The following is a 23,293-nucleotide window of genomic DNA, read 5'->3' on the forward strand; positions in this document are numbered from 1 at the left end:
TTCTTGTATACCACAGTGCTTCCTATATACCACGAACATCATTCGCAGGAGGAATAGACATGCAAATTACAAGACATCCCAATAATCCGATTGTCGTCCCGGGCGGCTATGAGTGGCGCAAGGTGACCGTGTTCAACCCGGCGGTTATCATCGATAACGGCAAATTCTATATGATCGAGCGCACCGCCGGTTCCCTGACCCCATGCAAGAACTTTCTGGGGCTGCTGGAGAGCGAGGATGGCGTGAACTTCACCCATGTGAAGGATGAGCCGATTGTAACACCTGATATGCTGGGCTTTCCGTACGGTAGCGTGCAGGACCCGCGCATTGTGAAGATCGACGGAACGTTCTACCTGAACTACGCCCTGCGCCCTTGCGCCATGAGCTATTATCCTACCGGGCGCGGCGTCCCTGAGCGCTCCATTCCGGCCTACCCGGACGGTTGGGGGGAAGAGGAGGGCCACTGGCTGACCCGCTCCTCGATTCTGAAGTCAACCAATCTGCTGGACTGGGAGTTCGTCGCGGACACCACGCCGCTGGACATTAACGACCGGGACAACATCCTGTTTCCTGAGAAAATAAACGGCAAATTCGTGCTGCTCCGCCGCCCCGAAGAATATGTGGGCGAGGCTTACGGAACGGAGAAAGCCGCCATGTGGATTACCTATTCCGAGGATCTCGTGCATTGGGAAGAGCCCAAGCTGCTCGCCACCGCCGGGAACCTGTCCTGGGAATCGCGGAAGATCGGCGGCTCTACGCCTCCAATCCGTACAGACAAGGGCTGGCTGGTGCTCTATCACGGCGTAGATGAGGATATCGTCTACCGCGTGGGGGCGATGCTGCTGGATCTGGAGCAGCCGGAGAAGATCATTGCCCGGACCCATAACTTCATTATGGAGCCGGAGACGTATTACGAGAAATTCGGCTTCCAGATTCCCAATGTCATCTTCCCGACCGGCAATGTGGTCAAGGACGGTCTGCTCTATATTTACTACGGCGTAACGGACACAGCGATCGCGCTCGCCACGGTGCCGCTGGATGAACTGGTGGAGCATATTCTGCAGGAAGCGGAGTAGCCGGCAGCTTCAGAAATCGGAGTAGGCAATGAAGTGGAGCAACCAGTCCCAGTTCCCCTGCGGGCGAGGGGTTTACTCCCAACTGCCAGGGAACTCCTTTATAAGGCATTGAGGACATAAATGTTGCACTTTTTGCAGCTTCGGTTCGTAGGTAGCCAGGTGTACAGGCAGATTGTTGCATAGAATTCAACAATCTGCCTGCTAAGCGGCCTGAAAAAGGTGAAATCCTGCCTTTTGTGCAACAATCGCGGATTCGGGCCAAACCGATACGGGAAATGTTGCATTTGTTGCAGGATTATAGGGGTGCTCACCAGATTTCAGGGGTTCAGGCTATTAACTATTCACAGGATAAATAATTGCTTGGACATCGCAATTTCAGGTTCAGCCTATCCATGGTTCAGCCTAGCCACAGGGCGGAGGCTCCGCACAATCAAACCGGTCTTTTCGCAGCGGCCCCCTTCAAGGCATGTTCCTTGCGGTATTGCCCCGGCGTCAGGCCGGTTTCTTTTTTGAACTTGCGGATGAAGTTGGGCGCATCCAGGTAACCGACCTGCTCGATGATCTCCTTGAGCGGAGCGCTGGTGTTCTCCAGCAGCCGGATCACCTCGTCCACACGCCGCTGCCAGATATATTGCGAGAAATTGCTGCCGGTCTTCTCCTTGAAGCTGCGGCTTAGATAAGAGGTTGAGATGGCGAACTTCAGCGCTACATGCTCCAGGCTCAGGGTGTAGTCGGCGAACTGCTGGTCCACATACGCGAGAATGTCATCCATCAGGGAAGACTCGCTGGTCTCGGTGTTCCGCTCCACCTGGGCGCAAATGGCGGAAGCCAGCGAGAGCAGCCGGCTCTCCAGCTCCTCCAGCGTCTCGAAGGAGGTCAGCTCCGGCATATTGGTGAACACCTCATCCATGCCAAGCTCCGAGGCGGTACGCAGAAAAGCATTCAGCAGATCGAAGCAGATACACCGCAGCAGATGAACCTGCAGCGGCTCGTCCTTGATCGTGTCGATGGTGTCGGCAATCATCTGGGCCGCCACCGACTCGTTGCCCTGCTTCAGGCTCTGCTCCAGCTTCAGCATGGTTTTACGCGGAATCCAGAAGCTCTCGGCAGCGGCAGGGTTCAGCTCCGCAAGCTGCTCGAAGTAGGTGACCTGGCCGCTGCGCCGGATCATCCGGTGCTCCAGCGCGGCGGCGGCTTCAATGAAAGACTGGTTCAGCCGGGCGAGATCACGGTAGGCCATACCGACACCGATACTCAGCGCAAGCTGCGAGTGTTCACGGATCACATCCTGAATCGCTTCAATCACCTGCTCCATCCGGCTCTGAACGGGCAGTTCTCCCTCCCCTGGAAGGGAGATGATCAGGGCGAACTGGTCCTTGACCGAGAATTCAATTCCGAAGATCTGCGCATCCGGGCCCGGCAGGCAGATATTGCTCAGCATCTCCTGCAGCAGATGGCGTTCCTGCCAGGACTTGCCGCCCGGAGCGGTATCATCCCAGGACAGGATGGCCGAGAAGTAGAGGCCCTGTCCCTGCGGATGCCGGAAGCCTGCGCTCAGGATCATCTGTTCAATCTCGGGATCATCCGGCTGGCCGTGCTTGAGCAGCAGCAGCATGCACTGGTTGCGGACAAAAGGCTCCTGGAGATCAATCCGGGCACTGTAGTCATGAAGCGTCTGCCGGATGGACTCCCATTCATCGCGCAGCTTCGGAGCCTCATTGCCGTTGCCTCTCGGCTTGGCGAACTCCATCAGATCGCGGATCGGGTGATACTGCCGCTTGGCCAGCAGCAGCGCGGCCGCTATGCCGGTAACGACTGTAATACAGAAGACAATCAGAATCAGTGTCTGGACATGGGCAACCCGGCTGAAGAACTGGAAGCTGGGCATCGTGGTGACGTAGGTCCAGCCATTCTCCTCCGACTGCACGGACACGACGGAGTACTGTTCCCCGTCCAGCTCCAGATTGTGTATCCCCGGCTCAAGGGCGGATAGGGTCTGAAGCTCGTTCTGGGGAAAGCTGACGCCATGGCTGTTCGCGGTCAGCACCTCGCCGGAGGGGCCGAAGATATAGCTGCTGCCTGAGAAATCGCTCAGAACCGAATCCATGACGCCGGTAAGATTGGATTCCTTCATCAGATAGACGACCGTCCCGTAAGGGAAAGGGTCATTCGGCTTCACCGGGACAAGCATGGCGAGCATCGGCTCCATCCGGGAATTGACGGTCACATTCTCGGCAGGACGGACGAGCGGCTGACGGGTCTCGTTCAAGTCGCGCCGCAGCTCCTCCGGGGTCCAGCGCTCGAACTGATAGAGGGTATCGAAGGTGACATGAAGATCAGCCAGCCCGCGGTAAGAATAGATATTCGAATCACCGTGGAAGTAGAGGAACAGATCCTCCGCGATGCTGCTGCTGGCCTTGTAATTCGCCAGTGCCTGAATCGCCTCCAGACTGTAATAGGGATGCCGGACCATATAAGGAGTCAGATGCTTGTCATAGGCGATTCTTCCGGCGATCTCCTGAAGCTCGTTCATCCGGCCGTCGATGGTGCTTTTCACCTGATTGAGCTGATTGACATTGGACTGTTCAATTTCGACCCGCAGGCCCTTGACGGCGTTTTCATAGACGAAGATGGTAACACCTGTGAGCGGGATCAGGAACATGAGGATATAGGAAAAAGCGTATTTCAGCAGCAGCCTTGACTTGAAATGATTCCAGGTCAGCCGGAACCGGTTCAGCAAGGATGGCTTGGGTGCGGAATTAGCCATACAGCAGTACCTCCAGTGTTAAGATATTCGGACTAGAAATCTAGGATGGAACCTCTTGACTTAGAAATTGCAGTTCTCTTCTGGATTACACTTGTGCTACTATAAACATTATAACATTATAATCTTTGGAGTGAAGCAGCTTTATATTTTTCTAAGAGGACGGCATGTCCGTTACTACTTGTTAAATATAAGGATGTATGGAGTTCATGTCATTAATCATTTTTTGTAATTCCCCTGTAAATCTGTATTTGGAAAAAAGGAGATGGGACAAGTGGGCACAGAGAACGTGCTGCGCAATTTGCGGCTGGTGGACGGCCGGACGGTGGATATCTCCATTCAGGATGGGATCATCACCGCGATTACCCCGCCAGGCCAGGCAGAAGGCAGGACCCTGCTGGACTGCTCCGGGTTATACGGCTCCAGCGGATGGATTGATCTGCATGTACATGCTGTGCCGGAGCTTGACCCCTACGGCGATGTGATCGACGAGATCGGGGTGAAGCAGGGAGTGACGACAGTGGTGGATGCCGGAAGCTGCGGGGCAGACCGGATCGGGGCTTTTTATAGTGCCAGTCTTCTGGCGGATACACGGGTATTCGCGCTGCTCAATATCTCAAGAATCGGCCTTACGCGGACCGATGAGCTCTCCAAGCTGGACTGGATTGACCGAAACTGCGCACTTGCAGCAGTAGAGGCTTATCCTGAATTCATCGTCGGCCTGAAAGCCCGCATCAGCCAAAGTGTCGTCAAGGACAGCGGCATTGAGCCGCTTAAGCTGGCGCGTACCTTATCGGATGAAATGAAGCTCCCGCTCATGGTGCATATCGGCTCCGCTCCGCCTGCTATCTCCGAGGTACTGGAGCTGCTGCGGGCGGGCGATGTAATCACTCATTACCTGAACGGCAAAGCTAATAATCTGTTCCGGGCGGACGGCACACCGCAGCCCGAGCTGCTGGACGCTGTGGCCCGGGGCGTCCTGCTGGATGTAGGACACGGCACGGCAAGCTTCTCCTTCCAAGTGGCGGAGCAGGCCAAGCGGGCCGGGATTGCCCTGAATACGATCAGCACAGACATCTACCGGGGCAACCGGCTGAATGGTCCAGTGTACAGTATGGCGGATGTACTGACCAAATTCCTCTATCTCGGCTACAGCCTGGAAGAGGTGATCCGTGCAGTCACAAGCAGCGCCGCAGCGTGGCTCGGCAAGCCGGAGCTTGGGCAGATCCGGGTAGGCGGGCAGGCCAACCTGACTTTGTTCGCTCTGGAAGCCGGAGAGAAGCAGCTTATGGACTCGGAGGGCGATGTCCGGACCGCGAATCACTATATTGAAGCAAAAGGAGTCTTTATCAATGGATCACTCATTACAAGCTAAATATGGATTGAAGCGTGTGATTAATGCCAGTGGAAGAATGAGCATCCTTGGTGTATCTGCCCCAACAGATTCGGTGATGGAGGCAATGAAGCAGGGCGGGCAGCAGTACGTGGAGATTGCGGATCTGGTGGACAAATCGGGAGCGTACATCGCCCGTCTGCTCGGCTCGGAAGGGGCTGTTGTCGTGAATTCGGCCTCCAGCGGCATTGCGCTGTCGGTGGCAGCCATTGTGACCGCCGGAGATCCCCGCCTCAGTCTGCGCCTGCACCAGGAGCCGGTGCTGAAGAATGAGATCATTATGCTGAAGGGCCATAATGTGCAGTATGGAGCGCCGGTGGAGACGATGGTTTTCCTCGGCGGCGGCCGGGTGGTTGAAGCGGGATATGCCAACGAAGGCCGTGCAGAGCATATTGAACAGGCCATCGGTGAACGTACTGCAGCGATCCTCTATGTGAAATCCCACCACGCGGTCCAGAAGAATATGATCTCGGTGGAGGAAGCCTGGGAGGTGGCACAGCGCAGGGGAGTACCGATGATTGTCGATGCGGCTGCGGAGGAGGATCTGCGCAAGTATGTCCAGTATTCCGATCTGGCCATCTACAGCGGCTCGAAGGCGGTGGAAGGTCCTACTTCAGGCATTGTAGCGGGCGGGAAGAAATACATCGGCTGGCTGAAGGTGCAGCTGCACGGGATCGGCCGCAGCATGAAGGTCGGCAAAGAGACGACCTTCGGATTGCTCCAGGCTTTGGACGAATACCAGGACAAGGCTGACAACAGCATGCAGGAGAAGCAGGCGCTGGAAGCACTTCAGCCTCTCTCTGATCTTCCTGGAGTGTCGGTCCGCACCGTGCAGGATGAAGCAGGCCGGGCGATTTACCGGGGACGCATCCAGATTGATGCCGCTGCTGCGGGCGTGGATGCAAGGGAGGTCAATGACCGCCTGCGGGAAGGCGAGATTGCAGTGTACACCCGGGACTATGGAGTGAAGCAAGGGTATTTCGATATCGATCCAAGGCCGCTGCAGGGCGATGATCTGCAGGTCATTGTCAGCAGAATTCATGAGATTATAGGGGGCAGATCATAATGAGCAAGATTCAGGAGCGATTCTATAAGAACAGAGCGGCACTGAATGTACTAGCCGGCAGTATCGGGAATGCCAAGGATATATACGAGGCTGCCGAAGGGCATGTTCTGGTAGGCGTACTCTCCAAAAATTACGCCAACGCCAGGGAAGCATCCGCCGCTATGACGGAATATGGACAGGTGATTCAGGACGCCGTATCCATCGGGCTTGGAGCCGGAGACAACCGCCAGGCGGCGGTAGTCGCAGAGATTGCTTCAAGCTATGCGGGCAGCCATATCAATCAGGTGTTTCCGGCTGTAGGCGCGACCCGGGCCAATCTGGGAGCCAAGGACAGCTGGATTAACAGCCTGGTCTCTCCCTGCGGACAGCCGGGCTATGTCAATATATCCACCGGCCCGGTCAGCGCGGGGAATGCTTCGCAGGCCATCGTTCCGGTGCACGCCTCCATCGCCCTGGTCCGGGACATGGGCGGCAATGCGCTCAAATATTATCCGATGAAGGGGCTGGAGCTGGAAGAAGAGTATCGTGCGGTAGCCAAGGCCTGCGGAGAAGAGGGATTTGCCCTTGAGCCTACGGGCGGCATCGATCTGGACAACTTCGCGCCCATTCTGGAGATTGCGCTTCAGGCGGGTGTACCGCAGGTGATCCCGCATGTCTATTCCTCGATCATCGATCCGCAGTCCGGGAATACGAACATCCAGGATGTCCGCACGCTGCTCAGCGCGATGAAATCACTGGTGGACCGGTATGCCTAGAATCGCTGCATTTGGCGAAGTGATGATGCGGCTGCAGGTTCCGGGGGTGGAGACACTGGCCCAGAGCAGCAGGCTGGAGTACTCTTTTTCGGGCAGCGGGGTAAATGTAACGGCAGCGCTGGCCAGATATGGCCATAACGGAGCATTAATCACGACCTTGCCGGAGACTCCGGTAGGGGAAGCCGCAATCGCTTATCTGCGCAAGCTTGGGGTAGATACGTCACTGATCCGCCGGGGCGGCAAGCACCTCGGGATGTACTTCCTGGAGAACGGGTTCGGTGCCCGCCCCGGAAGAGTCACGTATACCGACCGGCTGGGCAGCAGCTTCAATACCGCTGAGGCCGGTCAGTATGATATGGCGGCGCTGGCTTCCCGGGTGGATGTGCTTCATCTATGCGGCATTACGCTGGCTATGAATGACAGGGTGCGCGGGCAGATGAAGCAGCTTGCGGCGGAGGTGAAGCGTGCGGGGGGCAGGGTGGTATTCGACTGTAACTACCGTCCGGCATTATGGGGCGAGGAGGGGTATGCCAAGGCCCGCCCGCATTACGAAGAGCTGCTTACGCTTGCCGATCTGGTGCTGATGAACGAGAAGGATGCGCTGTACATTCTTGGCACCGCAGCGGCAGATTATGATAGAATAACACAGTTGAAGCAAGCGGTTCCCGCTGTGGCGGAGCGCTTCGGAATTGCAGCGGCAGCGGGCACCCACCGTGAGATTAACGCAGACAATACGCATTCCCTCACAGGATATCTGTACCGTCAAGGTACGTTCGCGTTCTCCCGTAAGCTCACCTTCCCTGTGTATGACCGGATCGGTGCCGGGGATGCTTTTGCCAGTGCCATTATTCATGGTGAATTGCAGGATTATCCGCAGCAGCAGACGGTGGATATGGCAGCGGCCGCAGCGATGCTGGCCCATACCATCCCGGGCGATACAGCGTTGTTCACCGAGAGCGAGGTGCTCCGCGCGCTGGATGGCCATACCTCAGATGTTGAAAGGTAGTGAACGTAAGGTGTCTCTGAAACGCAAGCAAGGCCCCTTATACCAGCAGATCCAGAAGATCCTCAAGGACCGGATTCTGCACGGGGTATACCCGCTCGGCAGCATTATCCCTTCCGAGCCGCAGTTGGAGAAAGAGTTCGGTGTCAGCAAAATGACGGTCCGCGGCGCGGTCCAGGAGCTGGCCCAGGAAGGCTATGTGCAGAAGAAAAGCGGTGTCGGAACCATTGTCATGCGCAATACCGCCTATCAGAAGCTCTCTAAGGGCAAACGGTTCACAGAGCTGCTGGTTGAAGCAGGTCATAAGCTGGAAAAGAAGCTGCTGAGCACAAGTCTGGTCACCAATGAGACTGGGACAGAGGAATACAGCCGCTACGGGCCGTATTGCCAGCGGATTGAACGTCTGTATATTCTGGATGGACAGCCTTATATCCATCTGGTGCACTTCTTGACAGCAGCAGCACTGCCCGGCGGAGGGTCGGCAGAGCTGGGGGAGGACATCCAGTCCCTGTACGACTCGCTGGAGGAGAACGACATCGTGCTGGAGAACTTCAGGGACCGGTTTTTTGTCGAGTCAGCACCACCCGAGGTATGCCTGCTGCTGAAGCTTCCGCCGGGGACGCCTGTGCTGAAGCGCCTGCGCAACTCCTATGACGGGGAAGGCAGGCTGATCGAACACAGCATCGGCAGCTATAATACGGAGCTCCATCATTATCTGGTCAGCTACGACACCTGAGGCTCGTCACTCTCATTCTATGCTACGGTTGCACACAAGCTCGCTTGTAGGTAACTGTAGCATTTTTGCTTATATAGATTGAACTTGAAAATATACGGAAAGGGAAGGTGGCGGAGGGGGATTTTGGAACTGTAGGAGCGATAGCGTCCGCCTGATAGTACATATTCGGTTCATATTCTGTTCATATTGTCGTCATAAAGAGTACATCTTCGTTCGGTAAGCTTGCATTAACGGCAATGAAGCAAGCTTACTACCAGTTAAGATAGGGGAAGATGAACATGAGACCATCGGCGAATAACATAATGGGAAATCAAACGGGGTTCAAGAAACTGCGCAAGATTCTGCTTAAAATATTGGGAGCCATCCTGCTCGCTATTGTGATTTTTGTGGGGATTGTGTATATCACGAATGTAATCAGCAGCAATGCGGAGGCCAAAAGGATTGAGCCTTACGGCCAGCATGTATCCGTAGACGGCAAGAATATGAATGTGTTCATTCAAGGAGATGGCCCGGACACGGTCGTGCTGCTTCCCGGCTTCGGAACAGCTTCACCGGCGCTTGATTTCAAGCTGCTCATCGATGAGCTGTCTCCGCATTACAAGGTTGTAGTGGTTGAGCCTTTCGGCTACGGCCTAAGCGACGCAACGAAGAAAGAACGAACCTCAGAGAATATCGTAAATGAAATCCATGAAGCGCTGCAGCAGCTCGATATTGACCGTTATATCCTTATGGGCCATTCTATTTCAGGAATTTATAGTCTGGATTATGTGAATAAATACTCAGATGAAGTAAGTACATTTGTCGGACTGGATAGCAGTGTACCCTCGCTGAGCGAGAAGAAAATAGAGTCTTCAGAGACAAGCATGGTTAAATGGTTCCGCAATCTGGGCTTCGCCCGGCTGCAATTGAAGCTGAGTGCTGACCCTTATGAGGGACTGCCGTATGATGAACATACCAAAGAACAATTGAAACTGCTGATACAGAGAAATATGTATAACACCACTCTGTTAAATGAGGCAGAAAACATGTACTCCAGCTTTAAAGGGGCTGAACAGCGAGGGGTAACGTTCCCTCCTAATCTTCCTGTCCTTCTTTTTGTTCAAGCAGAGCATCCGGCAACCGATCAATGGATTCCTGAGCATGAGAAGCTGATTAAGAATTCCGTACATGCAGAAATGGAGCTGCTGGATGCCAATCATTATTTGTACCGTTCCCATCCCAAAGAAATTGCGGAGAAATTCATGAGCTTCATGAAGGGGATAGCGCAGCAGCCATGAGGCTATGCCGGGGCTTACTAAACTTAATAAAACACAGTGAATTAATAAGAATTTTATCTTTTCAAATGACATGGTTTGTGAGAGAATAGGTACAATCTTATAGAGTTAACATTTGACATTACCTATTTTAGAGGAGGAAATACCCATGTCAGAAGAGCGCAAGCTGTCCTTTGAAACCCTCGCCATCCACGCAGGCCAGGAGATTGATCCCACTACTTTAGCCCGTGCCGTGCCGCTGTATCAGACTACATCCTACGGTTTCCGGGATGCGGAGCATGCTGCTAATCTGTTCGCGCTCAAGGAGTTCGGCAACATCTATACCCGGCTGATGAATCCGACCACCGATGTGTTTGAGCAGCGTCTTGCCGCGCTGGAGGGCGGGGCAGGGGCACTGGCGACCGCTTCCGGAGCAGCAGCGATTTCCTTCTCTATTCTGAATATTGCCGGGGCAGGGGATGAGATTGTCTCCTCCGCAAGCCTGTACGGCGGAACTTATAATTTGTTCTCCACGACGCTGCCCAAGCTGGGCATTAAGGTGAATTTTGTGGATTCCGATAACCCGGAGAACTTCCGGGCAGCGATTACGGACAAGACCAAGGCGCTCTACGCTGAGACGATTGGTAATCCGCGAGGGAACGTTCTGGATATCGAAAAGGTTGCAGCCATCGCCCACGAGCACGGGATTCCGCTGATTGTAGACAACACCTTCCCAAGTCCGTATCTGCTGCGTCCGATTGAATTCGGGGCGGATATCGTCGTACACTCGGCGACCAAATTCATCGGCGGCCACGGTACCTCTATCGGCGGAGTCATCGTGGACGGCGGCAAGTTCGACTGGAAGGCCAGCGGCAAGTTCCCGGGCCTGACCGAGCCGGACCCGAGCTACCACGGGGTAGTCTACACTGAAGCGGTCGGTCCGATTGCTTATATCATCAAGGCGCGGGTTCAACTGCTTCGTGACCTGGGCGCGGCCATTTCACCGTTTAACTCGTGGATGCTCTTGCAGGGTCTCGAAACGCTGCACCTGCGTCTGGAGCGCCACAGCCAGAATGCACTCAAGGTTGCCCAGTATCTGGAGGCGCATGATTCGGTAGAGTGGGTCAGCTACGCTGGACTACAGAGTCACCCTTCGTATGAGCTGGCACAGAAATATCTGCCTAAGGGCCAGGGCGCGATTCTGACCTTCGGAATTAAGGGCGGGGCGGCCGCAGGGGTGAAGCTGATCGAGAACGTGAAGCTGTTCTCCCATCTGGCCAATGTCGGCGATTCCAAGTCGCTGATCATCCACCCGGCCAGCACCACTCACCAGCAGCTGTCGGACGAAGAACAAATTACCGCCGGTGTTACACCGGAGCTGCTGCGCTTGTCCATAGGTACTGAATCCATCGATGATATCCTCTATGATCTGGAGCAGGCGATTTCTGCCAGCCAGCAGGCTTAGGCGCTGTTCCTTGCAGCATAGGAAGAGGAATTACAGACCACTGTTTGATGCAGCGTATTGCTGCATTAGGCAGTGGTCTTGTTTTTTTAGCAGGAGGTGGGTTTGGGAGTAATGGGAAGAGAGAGGAGTGTCAGCGGGGGAATCGTTTGTGAGTAAAACGGTTGGTGAGGTATGTGTTCGCGCTGAAGTTGCACGGCAATTGTACTTTCTGCAATGGATTAGGCCATTTTCGGCGTTAAAATCCGTTCTAATGTATTCCATACAACAGATTTCCGGCATACGGCCCCAAAACACCTCTCCCGCAAAAATCTGCTGTACAAACTGCAACAGATCGCTTTTTACAACCGCTAAAGAGAAGATCTGCTGTAGTAAATACATTAGATCACTGTGTGCCAAGCAAAAGCAGAACTCGAAGCCTAGCTCGAACCCGAACCCGAACCCGAACCCGAACCCGAACCCGAACCCGAACCCGAACCCGAACCCGAACCCCAGTTCAAAGCCATTAGAGACTGACAACAAAATATGTGAAAGTTATTTCCTACCCACTTGAGCTCGCTCCACTTACTTCAGTTTACTCACTCACTTCAGCTCGCCCGATTTACTTCAGCTTACTCACCCACTCCAGCTCGCCCGACTTACTCCAGCTTACTCACCGACTTCAACTCGCCCGCCTACTCCAACTCGCGTACTTCCCTCAACTCGCCGCCCCACCGTGTCCACTACCCATTCGGATAAGGTGCCGCAGCCGCATTCATTTGATACCGTTTGCATATTTCAGCATCATTGCCCGTAACTATAGAATGAAGCATGTGAGGTGTTGACAGCAGTCCTGAGAGGAACAGCACGGCAGTAATCCTAGTGAGAAAAGGTGGGTGCGAGGATGAAGGTTGAACGCCAGCAGAATGAGGGTCCAAAGTATGAGGAGCATCCGTTCCAGTCTGACCCCGGTGGCCGGGCGGCTGGTGCAGAGATGAGCCAGTCCGCATCTGTAGCCTCCGCCGCAGCGGAATTTCTTGCTGAGGGGGACCGGCGCAAGAGTAACGTGAGTACGAGCCGCACGTATATCCGCCGTCCCGGGGAGCGCCAGGCCTTCCTGGTGCTGCGCGAGGGCAGGGGGGACGGAACTGTCCGCCGTGAGCCGCCCGGCGTCTACCCTGCGGGGCCCTGCCTGATCCGGGGCGAGGAATGGCTGCACGAGCCGGAACTGTCGGCGCTCTACTCGCGCTGGATGTCGTGCGGGGATGAGGAGCCGGTGCAGGCTGAGCGTATCCTGCAGCGGATCTATCACCGGCTGCGGGCTGCTGCTGCCGACCTCCTGGAGTCGGCGGACGGCGTATGGGCCGCAGTCACTCTGCCTTACACGGCGGAGCTCGCCGCCCGCCCGGACCGGCTGGCCACGCTGCAGGATGCGCAGCTTGGCGCGCTGTTCGCCGCCGCCCTGCACAGCCAGCGGCTGGGCGGCGACAGCCGCATTGACCTGCTGGCGCCGTACCCCGCCAGCCTGGAGGAATTCGCGGCGCAGCGCGAATTCATTGAGGGCGTGGCCGAGCAGACTCTCGGCCACGCTTATGCGGCAGCCTGCCGCATCGGGGCGCTGCTCGCGCCCGATGTGGGGCCGGCTGCCGCAGGGGAAATCGCGCGTATCGCCGATTTCCTGGTGCTGGACGGCGCGGCGGAGGAGGCCGCGCCCGGGGAGAACGCCGCCGAGGGCTTCGCGCAGGCGGCGGCTGGGGTGCTGGCCGCCGTGCGCCGGGTGCGGCCGGCGGCGGCAGTGCTCGCCGCGGGGGCACCGGCGGCGTACGCGCTGGCCGATCTGTATGAGATCGGCCTGAGCGGGGTCTTCTGCGGCGCGGCCCAGCGGACCGACGCGCTGCTGCGGGCGGCCTGCCTCACCTGGATAGCGAGGCAGGAGCATCCTGATGCTGCCGCCGGAGGTTGGCAGTAGGTGGAAGTATCTGGTGGTAGCTGGCAGTAGCGGCGGCCTGGCCTGCCTACACTGTCTGGTCTGCCGCGAGTAGCGGGATCGGCCAGGCAACGACTGATACAGCGCTCTATTCTCCACCATCTGCACAAACGTATGCCAACGAAATACCCGCAAAACACTCGAAAACCCACAACAAACCTCAACAACCAACAACAACCCGATTTCGCCAAGCCCTGGGGCTGCGCGGAATCGGGTTTTTAAACTAACTTATAGGTGTGTTTTATGTCGTATGATTTATCTCATGTGTTTTAAGTAATGTGTTTTAAATTCATATGATTAGGGAAGCTCACTCCATTTTGCGGCGTAATGCGGCTATGCTTGGAGCTCCAAGTTTTCATTCGCAGCGATCATTCGGCGGTACAACAGACGATTTAGATGTACAGAGTGCAATTAAGTATGCCGCATACACGTTACTCAGGCACGGCACGGTTAGAGTTATAGCTGTGGCTGTGCTGAGGGTGAAGGGAGGACTCTTGTGGCGGCTCGGTGGGGGCTGATCGGGATTGGAACTAGTTGACTGCATTGTCACAGCCCCAGTTACATCTATAATCTCAGTTTCAACGACAGCCCCAAGTCTCAGCCCAGCCCCAATCTCAGCCTAGCCACCGTCCAAGTTTAGCCACAGTCTCCCCCGAATTTTCTCTCTATTCAGCTCTCTAGCCCTCATTCAGCTCCCGAGTCTCACTCCAATCCTACCCCAGCTTCACCGTCACCCCGCCCGGGATGTGGCGGGCTTCATCCCCCACAGAGACCCATACCTCCGTTGCCGAAGGGTTATGGACGATCTCCTGCGAAGCCGAGAAGCGCAGTCCCTGCAGCGCGGACAGGTAGTCCACGATCTCGATATTGGTGGCATACCAGATGTCCTCGTGGCCGCCCATCACAGCGGCGAACTGCTCCAGCTCCTGCCAGTTGTCATCGTCATTGAACTCATAGCTGTGTCCCCAGACATAGAGAAGCTGCATATGCGAGAAGCGGGGCTTCTCCTCCAGGAACTTTTTGCCCAGGGCCAGCATCTCCTTGTGATGGCAGGTAGGATGCCAGGCCAGCAGGTTGTCCGGCAGGCTGAAGCTGCGGTGGGAATTCACCGTGCGGGAATATTCAATACCCAGAGCCGGAAGCAAGGCGATCACCTGATCATCGTAATTGCCGAACGGATAGGACATGCCCCTTACCGGATAACCGGCCAGCGCTTCCAGCGCCTTGCGGTCGGTCAGAATCTCATCCGCGATCCCCTCGCGCGGGGTCATGGTGAGGAAAGGATGTGTGCTGGTATGCGCGGAAATCTCATGCCCGTCATAGAGCGCGGCCACCTCGTCCTGTGAGATGTAGCCCTCCTTGCCGAACAACCCCGAATTCAAATGGAAGGATCCCTTCAGCCCATGCCGGTTAAGGATCTCCACAAGACGTCTGTCGTGGATTCTTCCATCATCCCAGCTTAATGTGAGCGCTTTAGTGACACCGCCGGGGAAAAGATCAAACTTGATTCTCATTTCCTGTTACCCTCCCAGATTTCTTTATACAGAATTAGAACGTGAGCATGTACTCCTTCTACTCATGTACTCCTCCAACTGAGGAATACAGCTCTATTATGAACAATGCCAGAAGTGAAAGCGATTAGCAAGATTCTTGTTAATGGACGGCAATGCGGCGCTTGACTACACTGGGGTTGCGAACAGCTAAACAGCCGGGAACAGGCTACAGGTTTGAGGTTTGAGGTTTCAGGCTACAGGTTCCAGGTTTGAGGTTTCAGGCTACAGGTTTCCGGTTCAGAACAGGACATTGCAGAAGGAGGAGCATTATGGAAGCAGTATCACGGACAGTACTCGAAGGCCATATCGCCCGCGTCATTGAGCGGATGAAGGATATGAGAGGCTCCATTCATGAAACCGCACCCATCGGCATCATCTCTATGGACAATTGGGAGTGGCCCCAGGGGGTTGGATTATTTGCCTTATACAGATATTACCGGGAAACCGGGGAGCAGGAGATTCTACACTACCTGACGGGCTGGTTCGACAGCAAGCTTGACGGAGGCATACCGGCGAAAAATGTTAATACGATGTGTCCGATGCTTACCCTTAGCTATCTGGCAGAGGAGACCGGGCGCGCGGATTATATGCAGCTGTGCCGGGAATGGCTGGAGTATGCGCTGCATGATATGCCGCGCACGGAGGAAGGCGGTCTTCAGCATGAAGTGACCGGCAGTCCGAATACCGGGCAGCTCTGGGACGACACGCTGTATATGACGGTGTTGTTTGTGGCCCGGATGGGGATCGTGCTGAAGGAGGAGGCGTGTATACAGGAGAGCATCCGCCAGTTTCTCGTCCACCTGAAGTATCTGACCGATCCCGTGACCGGCTTGTTCTTCCACGGCTGGACCTTCGAGGGCGGCCATCACTTTGCCCGGGCCCTGTGGGCACGCGGCAATTCCTGGTATACCGCCGGGCTCGTGGATTATCTGGAGATGGTGGAGCTGCCGTCAGGGGTGAGCAGCTTCCTGTTGTCCTCCCTTGCGCGGCAGGTACGCAAGCTGACAGAGCTGCAAGCCCCGGAAGGCGCATGGCATACCTTGCTGGACGACAGCAGCTCGTATCTGGAGACCTCGGCCACCGCCGCTTTTACTTACGGGATGCTGAAGGCGGTGCGGCAAGGACTGCTGCCTGAGGATTGCCGCAAGCCTGCAATGGCGGCACTGCATTATGTGCTGGGCCAGATCGATGAAGAAGGGGTGGTGCAGGGCGTCTCCTACGGCACGGGGATGGGCGCTACGCTTGACGACTACCGGGAGATTCCGGTCTGCCCGATGCCCTACGGGCAATCCATGGCCCTGCTGCTGCTGGTGGAGGCGATGAAGCATGTATAATCCCGCCAGCACCCATTCTGCCAGCATCAATTCCGCCACCAAGGGGCTGCCGGGGCTGGACCGGATCGCCTTCCATAATGTTGCCGAGCTGGAGCCGGCAGCGGGCTACGGCGTGCACCTCCGCCGCATTCCCCGCAGCGTCAGGGAGCATCTGAACGAGCGGGGCCGGTTCATCGCCGGGGAAGCGGGGGGCTGCGAGCTCAGGTTCGTCACACCGGCTCCGAATATCCGTGTCACGCTGACCTTGCCGGAGACGGGTGGCAGCGTAACGGTATACAAGGGCGGGCTGTTCCACTCCAGGCATGAGCTTCAGGCCGGGAGCATACGCACCCTCCAGCTAAGCGAACCGCCGCGTCTGGCGATGGCGGAGCGTGAGCTGCTGATGGAAGCGGGCTTCGCGCCGGAGGTATGGCGGATCTGCTTCGGACGCTATGCCTGTGTGGTCTGTGGCATCGAGACCTTCGGCCATCCGCTCCGCCCGCCGGTGGAAGGGGAGATTCCCCGCACACGCTGGATTGCTTACGGCTCATCCATCACGTATGGAGAGAATAGCAGCCTGCCGTATATTGCCCACGCGGCAAGAAGGCTGGCTGCCGATGTACTCAATCTCGGCATGAGCGGCTCCTGCCATTGTGAACGGGAGATGAGCAACTATCTTGCGGCACAGGAGGACTGGTCTTTCATGACGCTGGAGCTGGGCGTGAATATGCGTGACCACCTGTCGCCGGATGAATTCCGTGAGCGGAGCGGCTACCTGCTTGACCAGCTGGTGAGCAGACATCCCGGGAAGCCGGTAGCGGTGATCACGATGTATCCCAACTTTGCGGTGTTCCCCGGCAGCGGAATCGCAGAGAAGGATCTTCAGTTCAACGACATTCTGCGAAGTCATGTGCAGCGTCTGTCCCGCCCCAAGCTGAGCCTGATCGAAGGAAGCCGGGTGCTGGATGATCTGGCCGGGCTGTCCTGCGACCTGATTCACCCGGGGGATGAGGGACATATACGGATGGGTGAGAATCTGGCCCGGGAGCTGGCCGGAATTCTGTAACCCCAGGCGGTATAAGGGTTCGCGCCGATTAACAGAAAAACTGAATATTGCCCTAACCCGCTGAAGCGGCTATGGTGAGGACATGAAATCGGCCATTTCAGCTCCATCGCAAGACCCAATCACGCACAACACGCAAGCGAAAGGAGGCACCGAGATGAAAGCGAATACAAGAAGTGAAGCGGTGCTGCGGCTGGACACTTCGCGGCAGAGCTCACGGCAGAGCGGAAGCAGCCGCAGGCGCTTTTGGCAGACCCGCCGATTCAAGAACAATGTTCCTCTGTGGGTCATGTTCGTTCCGGTGATCGCATTCTATATGATTTTCAAATACACGCCCATGCTGGGACTGGTCATTGCCTTCAAGAATTATACCTTCTATGAGGGAGTATGGGGCAGCCAATGGGTCGGCATGGACAATTTCACCAATCTGTTCACCCAGGCGCAGTCGGTGCAGATTATCCGAAATACGCTTGTGCTCAGTATATTATCCGTGCTGGTCAGCTTTCCGTTCCCGATTGCCCTGGCGATTATGCTGAATGAAGTCAGGAACAAGTGGTTCAAAAAATCAGTCCAGACCCTCGTCTACCTCCCTTACTTCTTCTCCTGGGTCATTGTCGGCGGGCTGGTGGTGACGATCTTCGCCCAGACCGGGGTAGCCAATGTGCTGGTCGAGAAGCTGCTCGGCAAGCCGTTTCCGTTCCTTTTCAAGGAGTGGTCCTGGGTATCCATCTTTCTCGGCTCGGGCATCTGGAAGGATGCGGGCTTCAACGCAATCATCTATCTGGCGGCACTGACTTCCATTGATCCCAGCCTCTATGAAGCGGCGAGTATGGACGGGGCAGGCAAATGGAAGCAGATCCGCAACATTACGCTCCCCGGGATCAGCCCGACTATTGTCATTATGCTGATTCTGGCTATGGGACGGGTGATGGAGGTCGGCTTCGACCATGTGTACGTGCTGCAGAACTCGATTGTATCGGGGATCTCCGAGGTTATAAGTACGTATATTTATGCGATTGGACTGCAGGGCGGGCAGTTCAGCCTGACGGCTGCCCTGGGGATGTTCGATTCTCTCGTGGCACTGACCCTGGTGCTGATATCCAACGCCATTGCCCGGCGCTTTAACAAAGGCTTGTGGTAACAGGAGGACACTATCTATGCAAAGTACAAACGGTGAAAAAATATTCTACGGCTTCAACTATCTGCTGCTGACGCTCGCAGGCATTCTCTGTCTGCTGCCGCTGCTCCATCTGGCCTCCCTGTCCCTCAGCGGCAAGGACGCGGTGCTCTCCGGTTTTGTCACCCTGTGGCCGGTGGATTTCACGCTGAGCTCATACACGATGCTCTTTGAAGGAACGCCGGTAGTGCGCGCCTTCGGCAACAGCCTGCTGATTACCCTGGTCGGTGTGGCGGCCAGTATGCTGTTCACCATTTTCGCCGCGTATCCCTTGTCCCGCCGTGATTTCTACGGAAGACGCACGCTGACGCTGGCGATTGTGTTCACGATGCTGTTCACCGGCGGACTGATTCCGACCTATCTCGTGGTCAGCAGTCTCGGTCTGGTGGATTCCTACGCAGCCCTATGGCTCCCGGCTCTGGTCAGTACCTATAATATGATGATCATGCGGTCTTTTTTCGAGAACATTCCGGAGGAGCTGATCGAGGCGGCCAGAATCGACGGCTCCGGTGAATGGCGGCTGCTGGCGGGGATTATTCTGCCGCTGTCCCTGCCGGTACTGGCGACGATCGGACTCTTTTACGGCGTGTATTACTGGAACTCCTTCTTCAATGTCATGATCTACATGAACAGCCCGGAGAAAATCAATCTGACCGTTCTTATCCAGCAGATGGTGAAGAGCCAGTCCGTCCTGCAGGAGCTGAATACCATGAACTCGCAGGAGGTGGTCAATATTACACCGGAGGGCATCAAGGCTGCCGGGATTATGGTGATGGTCATTCCGATGCTGATCGTGTATCCGCTGCTGCAGCGGTATTTTGTCAAAGGCGTAACGATCGGTGCGATCAAGGGCTGAGCCATCACTCTTCATGTCCGCATGTACAAGAACACCACAATAGGAGGGTCATTCATATGTCCAAACCACTTTGGCTTAGCAAAAAAAGCGCTGCCGGTACAGCTACACTGATGCTCGCAATCGCTGTCACAGGCTGCGGCGGCAATAATGCCGCCACGCAGGGCGCAGACGGGGGCAAGGAAGGCACCTCCGGGAAACGCGGGTCCATCACCGTCTCATTATATGACCGGGGCACGGTGCCTGCAGAAGAGGGAACGATGAACGACAACCGCTGGACGAAGTGGGTCAATGAGAACGGGCCGGTGAATGTCAAATACATTACGGTTCCGCGTTTTGAATCCCTGCAGAAGTTCAATGTGCTGTTCGCGTCGAAGTCGGCCCCCGACCTGATCTTTGAATTTGATACCGCTTACCAGGGACAGCTCTACAACCAGAAGCAGCTCCTTCCGCTGGATGATCTGATCGCAGGCAGCAGTACGGAATATAAGGCAATGCTGGAGAAGTATCCGGCGCTCCGCAAGGCAGGCACGATGGCGGACGGCAAGCTGTACACGGTGGGCCGCCCGGTCCAGTTCGGTCCGCAGCATTATCTGTTTATCCGCAATGACTGGCTGAAGAAGCTGAATTTGCAGGTGCCCACTACGCCGGAGGAACTGCTGAATGTGGCCAAAGCGTTCACCGAGCAGGACCCCGACGGCAACGGCAAGGCGGATACGTACGGGACCGGGCTCAGCTTCGTGGCCGGCATTATTCTGAACAACATGTTCGGCACCGGGTTCACGCTGTTCGGCGAAGACCAGTACCCATGGGTACTGGAGAATGACCAGGTGGTGCATGACTGGGATCGAATTAAGGCAGCAGTTTCTTTCCAGAAGGCGCTGTATGCGGCCGGGGTGGTGGATAAGGACTTCGTGACCGATAAGAACGGCGAGAAGCAGAAGCAGGACTGGATCTCCGGCAAGCTGGGCATTTACGGCGGTAACGGGGCCGATGTCAGCACCTATGAGACACTTAAGAAGAACTCCCCGGAGGCCGAGGTGATTCCGATTGCCCTGCCAACGACGGAATTCGGCCAGTTCAGCCCGACGCTGACCTCACCGATCCAGATGACCGGTATGGTGAATGCAGCGGCCAAGGACCCTGAGTCCGTCATGAAAATGATTGATTTCATGGTGACAGAGACCTATACCACCACGATCCAGAACGGGATCGAAGGGGTCCATTACAAGAAAACCGCCGATGGCCGTGCCGAGGTGATCGACCCGGAGAAGAACAAGAAGGAGCTGGAGTATAACCGCGATATGGGGATGCTCACCCCGCTTATTGGCAAGAATTACGGGCTGAAGAACAAGGTGAACCCTACACCGGCGGAGCAGGATTTTATCGCAATCTATGAAATGGCCGAGAAGCTGTATTTGAACCCTGACCGTCCGATTGTCGGCATTACGCAGAAGGCCTTCCTGCCGCTGCTGCCTCAGGAGTTGACCCAGATCAACACCAATGCGAATAAAACGATTCTCGACCGGGCCATGCAGGCCATCGTGAATTCCGATCCGGCTTCGGTGGACCAGTTCATTGAAGAAGCCAAGGGCATCTGGGAGAAGGCAGGCGGAACCAAGGTCGATGAATTCTATGCCTCCTGGTATCAGGAGCATAAAGCGGATGCCATTATGCTGAAGGATATTTATGAAATGGGCAAGCAATTGAGCACGGTAGAGTAACAGATGAATTCAAGCACAGGGGGCGGGCAGCGTTGAAGCATGAGGTTAGACAGATTCTCGAAAAAAGCTATGCCGCCGCCTCGGCGGATAGTGTAATCGAAGCCGGGCTGGTCCGCTATGACCGGCCCGGGCATACCCGGCAGGTCGCTCAGCTGCCGTATTGCCATGAGGCCCGGTTCTCGGCCGGATTTTATGCTTACGGCACCTTGCTGGGAGAGCTGGATGAAGCGGCAGGGCTGGAGATGCTCGAAGCGATTGCCGCGCTGCAATTCACTGACCCGGAGCACCCGGATTACGGAGGGTTCCTCTGGTACCGGGAGGAGGGCGTCATTCAGGATTCGAATGCGGCATTCTTTATCCTTATGCCGCTTGTGGCAGTACGCCTCTGCAAGCCGGATGTATTCCCGGCCAGTCATCTGGAGGTGATGCAGCGGATGTTCCGTCATGCGGCAGCCTGGTTCTCCAGAGAATGCCGGACACCGGAGCTGTTCTACCCGAACAAGACGATGAGCGACGGGGCGATGCTACTGGCGGTGGCCCACTTCCTCGGAGAACCTGAGTATCTCCAGACGGCAACTGCCTATTTCAAGCGGTGGGAGGAATATACGGTCCGCCGGGGCTGGGGCTGGGGAGAGAATATCAGCCTTGTCTATCAAGGGGTGATGATGAACGCGCTGAGCATTGCCGGTTCTGTGCTGCGGGAGCATGACCGTGAGCTGGCCGGGCGGCTGTCTGTGCAGATGGATGCTCTGAAAGGGCTGCTCCTCTTCCATGACGGAGAGGAATTCGTTCCCTCGATCCGCAGCTATAACTTCCGGGGAGAGACTTGGCGGCAGAGCCTGCTGTGGACGATTGCCGGTGTGACCGGGGTCAGCGCTCTGGCGGAGCAGACCTTTTCCCTTAACGATATGGCGGGGTTCCTGCTGTTTGCGGCAGATTTGCAGCCCCGGGAGAACGCCCCGGCTGCGCTGCCGGTCCCGCGGATTCGTGAGGAGCGGATCTTCGATGCCTCGCGTTCCTATACCTGGATCGGGCAGCATACCCGGCTGGGCAGCATCAACCGTTTCCCGGTGATGCCGGGCAGCTACCAGCATCCGTCCTGGGGGCTGGGCTGGCAGAGCTTCCCGGTCAGCTTCAGCGTGCGGGATCAGCAGGTGTCCTATCTGCGCTGGTATGTGGATGATTCCACAGCCGTGCGGACGCATCCGGCGGAGGAGTACCGCAGCGCCTATCTGATGCCCGCATTGTTCGCCGAGCCGCTGTACCCGGAGGTGGAGACGCGCTCCGCCCAGCAGGGGAATGCGCTGGTGGTGGTCCGCTCGATGACCCGGGTGCATAACCGGGCAGCGGAGATTGCCGATGAATGGCTGATCCACCGCTATGACGGCGAGGTGGAAGCTGTAGTGAATACTGCCGGGGACAGGGAATGGCTGGTGATGCGTTACCCGGGCTGCGCGGTAGCGGTCACGGCGCTCAGCGGCCTGGACTCCAAGGCGGAAGCTCACGCCGTACTGCCTGTTACGGTGGTGCGGGAGGAAGGACGGATCAGGCTCCGCCAGATTCTCTACTCCGGCAGCAGCACGATGCTGGCACTGCCCCGCCTGGAAGCGGGCTGGGCGGTGGTATGTCTGGACGAAGCAGCGGAGTCAGCGGATATCCAGAGGTTGCTCGATACGGTGACGATTGAGGATACGGTGAGGGATGACCGGGAGGTGCCGCGCGAGCCGTGGGCCTCTATACGCAGCATTGTGCTGACTGCGGGCGACCAGCCCCCGGTTCAGCTCACCGTTGATCCATACGCCCCTTAACCACGCGGTTCAAGCGGCAAGGTTTGCCGTGCCCCGATTGAGATGCAAGCGGAAACGGGGGCGGGAGCACCATACTTAATTGCACTTTGTACAAGTAAATCGCCCAATGTACCGCCGAATATACGTTTAGCTGTATTTCGTACAACTAAAATCCCCCTATACCCCGCTTCTCACCCATTTGGGTGAATTTAGTTGTACAGACTGCAGTTAGAAGACGAAATCCTGCCTGTTCACCGTTTTTAAATGTACAAAGTACAACTATCGCTGAATGTTCGCGTCGAACGCAACTCCATAGAGGCCGCATTTAATTATTTCCGTATCTATGGGC

Annotated in this window: 17 protein-coding genes; 15 read left to right on the forward strand and 2 right to left on the reverse strand. The window is 56.3% G+C overall.

What is annotated here, in order from left to right; all coding sequences use genetic code 11:
- The first annotated feature begins 59 nt into the window (after positions 1 to 59).
- Positions 60 to 1,076 carry a glycoside hydrolase family 130 protein gene (locus J2Z70_RS21870; RefSeq protein WP_209876740.1) on the forward strand — a complete coding sequence of 339 codons (1,017 nt, stop codon included), beginning with the start codon at positions 60 to 62 and terminating at the stop codon, positions 1,074 to 1,076.
- A 430-nt stretch (positions 1,077 to 1,506) separates the two neighbouring features.
- Here J2Z70_RS21870 and J2Z70_RS21875 read toward each other — a convergent pair whose 3' ends face one another.
- Positions 1,507 to 3,843 (reverse strand): helix-turn-helix domain-containing protein, encoded by a 2,337-nt coding sequence (locus tag J2Z70_RS21875; protein ID WP_209876742.1) that lies wholly within the window; start codon positions 3,841 to 3,843, stop codon positions 1,507 to 1,509.
- 262 nt (positions 3,844 to 4,105) lie between these two features.
- On the opposite strand from J2Z70_RS21875, the gene J2Z70_RS21880 reads away from it, so the two are divergent.
- The 8 genes from J2Z70_RS21880 (at position 4,106) to J2Z70_RS21915 (ending at position 13,456) form a co-directional block, all read left to right on the forward strand.
- Entirely contained in the window at positions 4,106 to 5,215 is a 1,110-nt protein-coding gene (locus J2Z70_RS21880; protein WP_209876744.1) for an amidohydrolase/deacetylase family metallohydrolase, read from the forward strand.
- Positions 5,193 to 6,299 carry a DgaE family pyridoxal phosphate-dependent ammonia lyase gene (locus tag J2Z70_RS21885; RefSeq protein WP_209876746.1) on the forward strand — a complete coding sequence of 369 codons (1,107 nt, stop codon included), beginning with the start codon at positions 5,193 to 5,195 and terminating at the stop codon, positions 6,297 to 6,299. Before J2Z70_RS21880 ends, J2Z70_RS21885 begins: the two co-directional genes overlap by 23 nt.
- Complete coding sequence (gene dagF / locus J2Z70_RS21890) at positions 6,299 to 7,054, forward strand: 2-dehydro-3-deoxy-phosphogluconate aldolase (RefSeq protein WP_209876748.1); 756 nt, start codon at positions 6,299 to 6,301, stop codon at positions 7,052 to 7,054. The genes J2Z70_RS21885 and dagF overlap by 1 nt, the downstream gene beginning before the upstream one ends.
- Positions 7,047 to 8,060 (forward strand): sugar kinase, encoded by a 1,014-nt coding sequence (locus tag J2Z70_RS21895; protein WP_209876750.1) that lies wholly within the window; start codon positions 7,047 to 7,049, stop codon positions 8,058 to 8,060. Before dagF ends, J2Z70_RS21895 begins: the two co-directional genes overlap by 8 nt.
- Positions 8,047 to 8,793 carry a GntR family transcriptional regulator gene (locus J2Z70_RS21900; RefSeq protein WP_209876752.1) on the forward strand — a complete coding sequence of 249 codons (747 nt, stop codon included), beginning with the start codon at positions 8,047 to 8,049 and terminating at the stop codon, positions 8,791 to 8,793. The genes J2Z70_RS21895 and J2Z70_RS21900 overlap by 14 nt, the downstream gene beginning before the upstream one ends.
- 302 nt (positions 8,794 to 9,095) lie before the next feature.
- On the forward strand, positions 9,096 to 10,070 hold the full coding sequence (locus J2Z70_RS21905) for an alpha/beta hydrolase (RefSeq protein WP_245368429.1): 975 nt from the start codon (positions 9,096 to 9,098) through the stop codon (positions 10,068 to 10,070).
- Positions 10,071 to 10,215: 145 nt separating this feature from the next.
- Positions 10,216 to 11,511: a homocysteine synthase gene (locus J2Z70_RS21910; RefSeq protein WP_209876756.1), complete on the forward strand. Its 1,296-nt coding sequence runs from the start codon at positions 10,216 to 10,218 to the stop codon at positions 11,509 to 11,511.
- An 880-nt stretch (positions 11,512 to 12,391) separates the two neighbouring features.
- Positions 12,392 to 13,456 carry a hypothetical protein gene (locus J2Z70_RS21915; RefSeq protein ID WP_209876758.1) on the forward strand — a complete coding sequence of 355 codons (1,065 nt, stop codon included), beginning with the start codon at positions 12,392 to 12,394 and terminating at the stop codon, positions 13,454 to 13,456.
- A gap of 731 nt (positions 13,457 to 14,187) precedes the next feature.
- Here the strand turns inward: J2Z70_RS21915 and J2Z70_RS21920 are convergent.
- Positions 14,188 to 14,988 carry a polysaccharide deacetylase family protein gene (locus J2Z70_RS21920; RefSeq protein ID WP_209876760.1) on the reverse strand — a complete coding sequence of 267 codons (801 nt, stop codon included), beginning with the start codon at positions 14,986 to 14,988 and terminating at the stop codon, positions 14,188 to 14,190.
- A 308-nt stretch (positions 14,989 to 15,296) separates the two neighbouring features.
- Between J2Z70_RS21920 and bglB the strand changes: the two genes are divergently transcribed.
- The 6 genes from bglB (at position 15,297) to J2Z70_RS21950 (ending at position 22,965) form a co-directional block, all read left to right on the forward strand.
- A complete protein-coding gene (bglB, locus tag J2Z70_RS21925) occupies positions 15,297 to 16,361 on the forward strand; it encodes a beta-galactosidase BglB (protein ID WP_209876762.1) in 1,065 nt (354 codons plus the stop codon).
- The gene (locus J2Z70_RS21930; protein WP_209876764.1) at positions 16,354 to 17,406 is read left to right on the forward strand and encodes an SGNH/GDSL hydrolase family protein; all 1,053 of its coding nucleotides are present in this window, start codon (positions 16,354 to 16,356) and stop codon (positions 17,404 to 17,406) included. Before bglB ends, J2Z70_RS21930 begins: the two co-directional genes overlap by 8 nt.
- A 154-nt stretch (positions 17,407 to 17,560) precedes the next feature.
- Complete coding sequence (locus J2Z70_RS21935; RefSeq protein ID WP_209876766.1) at positions 17,561 to 18,544, forward strand: ABC transporter permease; 984 nt, start codon at positions 17,561 to 17,563, stop codon at positions 18,542 to 18,544.
- A gap of 16 nt (positions 18,545 to 18,560) precedes the next feature.
- On the forward strand, positions 18,561 to 19,436 hold the full coding sequence (locus J2Z70_RS21940; RefSeq protein ID WP_209876768.1) for a carbohydrate ABC transporter permease: 876 nt from the start codon (positions 18,561 to 18,563) through the stop codon (positions 19,434 to 19,436).
- A gap of 56 nt (positions 19,437 to 19,492) precedes the next feature.
- Positions 19,493 to 21,157, forward strand: coding sequence for an extracellular solute-binding protein (locus J2Z70_RS21945; protein ID WP_209876770.1), 1,665 nt, complete (start codon positions 19,493 to 19,495; stop codon positions 21,155 to 21,157).
- A gap of 32 nt (positions 21,158 to 21,189) precedes the next feature.
- The gene (locus J2Z70_RS21950; RefSeq protein WP_209876772.1) at positions 21,190 to 22,965 is read left to right on the forward strand and encodes a hypothetical protein; all 1,776 of its coding nucleotides are present in this window, start codon (positions 21,190 to 21,192) and stop codon (positions 22,963 to 22,965) included.
- Positions 22,966 to 23,293: the final 328 nt, after the last annotated feature.

The organism is Paenibacillus silagei (genome assembly GCF_017874735.1).
Classification (GTDB): Bacteria; Bacillota; Bacilli; order Paenibacillales; family Paenibacillaceae; genus Paenibacillus_AQ; species Paenibacillus_AQ silagei.